5 protein-coding genes are annotated in these 4,291 nt (G+C 45.9%); all 5 read left to right on the top strand.

The genetic code is table 11. The features are described 5' to 3' along the window. The coding region (locus MKMG_RS10860) for a hypothetical protein (protein WP_165077928.1) at nt 1-1,270 on the top strand (1,270 nt) is incomplete at its 5' end. 326 nt (nt 1,271-1,596) lie between these two features. Beyond that, a complete protein-coding gene (locus MKMG_RS10855; protein ID WP_165077927.1) occupies nt 1,597-1,842 on the top strand; it encodes a ferredoxin family protein in 246 nt (81 codons plus the stop codon). Between the two features lie 2 nt (nt 1,843-1,844). Continuing rightward, the gene (locus tag MKMG_RS10850; RefSeq protein ID WP_165077926.1) at nt 1,845-2,408 is read left to right on the top strand and encodes a hydrocarbon binding protein (contains V4R domain); all 564 of its coding nucleotides are present in this window, start codon (nt 1,845-1,847) and stop codon (nt 2,406-2,408) included. 12 nt (nt 2,409-2,420) lie between these two features. Then, on the top strand, nt 2,421-3,302 hold the full coding sequence (locus MKMG_RS10845; protein WP_165077925.1) for a F420-nonreducing hydrogenase: 882 nt from the start codon (nt 2,421-2,423) through the stop codon (nt 3,300-3,302). 34 nt (nt 3,303-3,336) lie between these two features. Beyond that, the coding region (locus MKMG_RS10840) for a Ni/Fe hydrogenase subunit alpha (RefSeq protein ID WP_165077923.1) at nt 3,337-4,291 on the top strand (955 nt) is incomplete at its 3' end.

The following is a 4,291-nucleotide window of genomic DNA, read 5'->3' as shown; positions in this document are numbered from 1 at the left end:
ACCAGGTGTTCTGGAAGATACAAACTGGGGCCACCTGAGCGATGCCTCTGCCATTGCCTATGAAATGTATGACAGCACAGCAGTGTCGGATACCGGATATGTAACCATATCCTATATGTTCGCAGGGAAAAAATCCCCCCGGTTTCAGGTCACCCTTACTGCTGATGAGGCAGAGAGATTCGACAGCGACTGGACAGAAGACGAATATCTTCCGCTGTCTGCATGGTCTGCAGTGACCGTTGATTCATCCGCAGGCATTGTGCCGTATGAAAATATTGACACCGCCCTTCCGGCAATCCCGGGAATAGACAGCCTCTCCTCGGATGCTGTATCATCCGGGGGTATAACTAACAAATATAACCTCTACATATCCAAAAACGATCTTAAAGATCTTCTCGGCAGATACAGCACCGAGATGCAGAATCACATCCAGACAATCTCCGGTCATTCTACCGATTCTGATTTTCCGGGCATGGCAGATGCCTCAAAACAGATGATGAACCGGGCAGCAGAGATCGAAGATGAGATAACAAGTCTCCCGATTGCACCGCAGTATGCTGGTGTGGCAGACAATTTCCTGGAGGGCGTGAAAAATTATCAGTATGCGGGCTCCTGTTTCTGGTATGGTGCAACAGTTACCGAAATTGATCCAATTAAAAGTGGTAATACCTATGTCCGGAAGGGTTTTTCGAACAATAACAATGCACTCGAAGCGCTTGATATGCAGACCATTGAAACAGCAGTCTTTGAACTGCCCAATGGCAAACTCTTCCCCAATGCTATCTATATGTATGAAAACTACGTGTACCAGGACAGCAGGAAGAAAAATGATATTTCGGTTAAATTTGGTTCACTTAGCTATTCAAGAACGTACACCCTGAAACAGGATGGCAACAAAGAGAAGAATGTCGCAGGATATGGATACAGGTATGTCTTCCCTGTCATAGAAATCCACCATCTTGGATTCCGCGGCGGCGGGTCATCCCGTGACATGATCATAACCACTCCTGACCAGAAGGATTTCACCATCATATACAACGGAGAGGAATACAAAAGCCTCACTCCCTCCCCCTACATCGGCCGGACACTGGACCCGACAACCTATATTGACCCGGCCGGATACCCATATTATAAGGTGAAGCTGGAGCGAAAGGGAACATTTGAAGGGGTGCTTGTCTTCCAGGTACCGGATGACTTTGATCCCGCAAAGGCATACATGAAACTCGACATTGGCAGTGAGGAAACAGTCTGGCACATGGTACCTCGCTAACCTCTTCTTTTTTTAGTGATGCTATTTTTAAATGTATAATCTGTGGCCCTGAGGGAACCATCGCCTCCGGATTCTTGTCTAATTGAAAAAATCGTGAAATTTTAATCCATAATTAATGATTAATTCAGGATCGTAGACTACCGTTAATTTAAGGGAGGTATATAAAAATTCCCTGAAAATAACGCAAATTACTTATTTTACAATGAAATGGACCTCCGATCATCCATCGGAAGGACTTTTAGTGATTAATCACACCACTTAATTATTGCTGTTAAACCAGTGACGAGAAGTCCTTAATTCTTCTCTGCATGTGAAGGGTCAAATACATGATAGAAATCAAGGTTGACGAAGATGCCTGCGTCGGTTGTGGCCTTTGCGTCAAAGACTGCCCGATGGAAGTATTTCAGTTACAAAATGGTGTTAGTTATCCGGCCCATCCGGAAAATTGCATGGGGTGCCTGTCGTGCCATGAGATCTGCCCGGCTCAGGCTCTTGAGCACAAAGGTGTTGTGCCATCCAGAAGAATGTACATCAGCATGAAAGTTTGCAACATGCTTCGAAAGGTGATCTAATAATGCCTGCAAGTTACATTGATGAAGCAAAAAAACAGTTCAAAACTGATCTTGTCTTTAAAGCAGAAGACGTGCCACTCAGGTGTGACCCTCCTGCTGCAGAATTAGAGGTCACACTCCACGGTCTCATGCAGATGAATGGCTACATAATCAAATCTCTGGAAGAGATCGCAGGGAGGGGGGCAAATGCTGTTACATACCGTGCGGGAAAAAAATTTGGACATGAAGTTGCGAAGTATTTCGAGAAAAAGGACGATGTGGAAGATGCACTCCGTGAACTATCATACATTCTGCATGGACAATACTCCTTTGAACCATGGAAACCCGGAGACAGGGATGACTACATTGTAGAGGATGAAAGCGGGACATTCATCTACCTGGTCTTTCATGACTGCATTGTCCGCCAGACACTGAGGCGAATCGGAGAAGATCAGGGAGGGCCTTTCTGCCAGACACTGTGTGGATATGTCGTCGGTGCTGTTGAAGAGATCACCGGAAAACGAGGCAAACTGGAAATAATTCACACCGGACCAAATGCCTGCCTCAAAAAACTGATCCTGAAATAATGGAGAAAACAGATGAAGATTGCAATAGAAGAACTGGCTGGATGTTCCGGCTGTACCATTGCCGTCCTTGACCTCCATGAAGCAATTCTGGACTTGGTTGAAGCCGCAGACATTGTGTATTCCCCGGTAATAATGGATGTGAAGGAACCTCCTGAAGATATTGACATTGCATTTGTCACAGGAGCAGTGCGAAACGAAGAGAATCAGGAGCGTCTTAAAAAAATACGGAAAAATACCCGTGTTCTTGTAGCGCTTGGTACCTGTGCATGCTATGGCGGGATATCAGGGCTTTCCATGATGAGCAGCAGAGAAGAACTCTTTAAAACAGTTTATACTGCCGTTGATACCGTCAAAGAGGATAACATAATCCCTCATGATGTGCCGGAATTCCTTTACCGCGTCTTTGCCGTTGGAGATATGGTAAAAATTGATTATTATATTCCCGGATGTCCTCCGAAAGAGGCACGGCTAAAAGAGATTCTCCTTCCGCTGATTAAGGGAGAAAAGATCAGTCTTTCCAGGAAATCAGTCTGCTCAGAATGCGACCGCAAAATGGTGGAAGTAAAAAACTGGTCACTGAAACGTCGCCATGTAGGAATCCCTGACAGGGAAACCTGCCTTCTGAGTCAGGGATATCTCTGTCTCGGGCCGGTAACATTCTGTGGATGTAATGCATCATGCCCAAAAAATAATGTTGCCTGCCACGGCTGCAATGGACCATCTCTCGATATTCTCAGAGAGCCATGCAGGGACATATATAATCTGATGGTCAGGAGAATTGCTGATCTGACGGATATTCCTGAAAAGAAGATTGAAAAAGAGCTCTACGATGTTGGACATACCATGTATGCCTTTACCATGGGAAGCGAGGTAATGGAGGATAAAGAGATATGAAAATCCGTGAAGTCATATCCCAGGAGGGGAACAGATGACACGGATTAACATCAGTCCGGTCACCCGTATTGAAGGCCATGCAGAAGTGCGCATTGATCTCAATGACAATGGGGGGGTTGAAAGTGCACATTTCAATGTTGTTGAGCTTCGGGGATTTGAAAAGTTCATGATTGGTGCTGCGGTTGAAGAAGCTCCGCGAATTACACCACGGATATGCGGAATCTGTCCGACTTCTCATCACATCGCGTCAGCAATGGCATGTGATCAGATATTTGGTGCTCAGATTCCGGATACCGCAAAAAATCTTCGTGAACTGCTGATGCATGGACAGTATGTGCACTCACATTCCCTGCACTTTTTTATGCTGGCAGCTCCGGACTTTCTCATCGGTCATGATGTACCTCCCGAAGAGAGAAATATCCTTAGCCTGGTAAAAAAAGAACCGGAAATCGCAAAAAATGCAATTAAAGTCCGGAAATTTGGTCAGCGGCTTACAGAGGCCATCGGGGGAAAACCAATTCACCCGTCATCTGCAATTCCGGGCGGGATGTCACATCCGATTACGGAAACCCAGAGAACGGAACTGCTTGAGATGGCAGAAGATGCCTGCCTGATAGCTAAAGAATGCTGGAGTCTTGCACGCGATATTCTGGATAAAACTGATCTCTCTTTCGGAGCTGTAGATACGGCATTCATGGGTGCTACGGAAAATGGGAGATATTCAGTCTGCGGTGGCATGACGAAAGTCATTGACACCGATGGCTCACCAATTGCATCGTTCTCCGGGCAGGAGTATACAAACCAGATCGAAGAATACTCCGAAGACTGGTCATACCTCAAATTTTCCCGTCTGAAGGATGGACGTTTTTATCGGGTTGGCCCTCTGGCACGCCTGAATATTGTTGATTCAATGGGAACACCCGCTGCAGATGCGGCTCTTGAGGAGTATAGAAATAAATTCGGGCGGCATGTGCAGACAACTCTTGCAT

It is taken from the genome of Methanogenium sp. MK-MG (assembly GCF_009914725.1).
Classification (GTDB): domain Archaea; phylum Halobacteriota; class Methanomicrobia; order Methanomicrobiales; family Methanomicrobiaceae; genus Methanogenium.
The sequence above is the reverse complement of the archived record's forward strand: the minus strand, read 5'-3'. Positions and strand labels throughout refer to the sequence as shown.